The sequence below is a fragment of the Mesorhizobium sp. M7A.F.Ca.CA.004.04.2.1 genome (assembly GCF_004022825.1).
Lineage (GTDB): Bacteria > Pseudomonadota > Alphaproteobacteria > Rhizobiales > Rhizobiaceae > Mesorhizobium.
This window is the reverse complement of sequence record NZ_RZPH01001549.1, coordinates 1-834: the sequence shown is the minus strand read 5'-3', so window position 1 is coordinate 834 and position 834 is coordinate 1. Positions and strand designations below refer to the sequence as shown.

Annotated in this window: 1 protein-coding gene and 1 pseudogene; both read right to left on the bottom strand. The window is 61.4% G+C overall.

Annotated elements, in window-relative coordinates; genetic code table 11:
- Positions 1–89 precede the first annotated feature (89 nt).
- Positions 90–308 (bottom strand): hypothetical protein, encoded by a 219-nt coding sequence (locus EN893_RS39710; protein WP_236382768.1) that lies wholly within the window; start codon positions 306–308, stop codon positions 90–92.
- Positions 309–363: 55 nt separating this feature from the next.
- Positions 364–546, bottom strand: a pseudogene (locus EN893_RS39705) (GntR family transcriptional regulator); the annotation flags it as partial.
- Positions 547–834 lie beyond the last annotated feature (288 nt).

Sequence of the window (834 nt, the reverse complement as noted above, 5' to 3'; positions counted from 1 at the left end):
GTTCAGTCAATCAAACATTGAACCGGCGCCTTTGCAGCTGGGCTGCGGCGGGCACGCGCCGTCGAATTCAAGCGGCTTGATCGTCCCGCTCATCCGCCTCGCCGTTGATCTCGCGCAGCAGCCTTTCGATGTCGGCCTTCGGGAGACGGTTCGGCGAGTTGGTCGCGCATCAGCCGGCGCAACGTCGAGGTCAGCGCGCCCGGCGTCGCATTGTAGCGCGCCAGCAGTGCCCGCTCGCTGATGATCCCATCCAGGACACCGAGTGCCATGTCGCGCATCACTTTCTCGTCGAGAGAAAGCGACCCCACCTGATCTCGGCGAGCGCCCGGCTGGATCGCTTCGAGCAATCGAGCCGCGGTTGGGCTCGTAAGTTACGACCCCTTCACCCTGCAATTGCACCAGAGCGTGACGCACAGGTGTACGCGAGACGCCAAGGGTCGCCGCGATCTCCGCCTCGTTGATCCGCTCACCGACTTGAATTCGCTCGAAGAACTGAGCCCGAAGCTGATTGCGAATGCGTTCCTGGAGCGGCGAGGCTGCGGTCATACTGACCCTGCATGCGCGCCGCCGGGCCGAGCCGGATCGAAGCCGAACCGCATGCGTATTCCGAAGACATGGACACGACAAACATGGCGCGCCACTACATCGCAACTTGGCTATCGTGGCCTTGGGAGACGCGGTTTACCACCGAAATGAAATCCGCGACCAGCTTGTTCGGCGTACCTCGATAATCGAAGGCGATGACGCATTCCTGCATGGTCAGGTTTATTTGGCAGCCTGATCGTAGCCTTCGTGCTGTCGCTCAATGGCCGGAAATATCTCGTTCTACCCGGC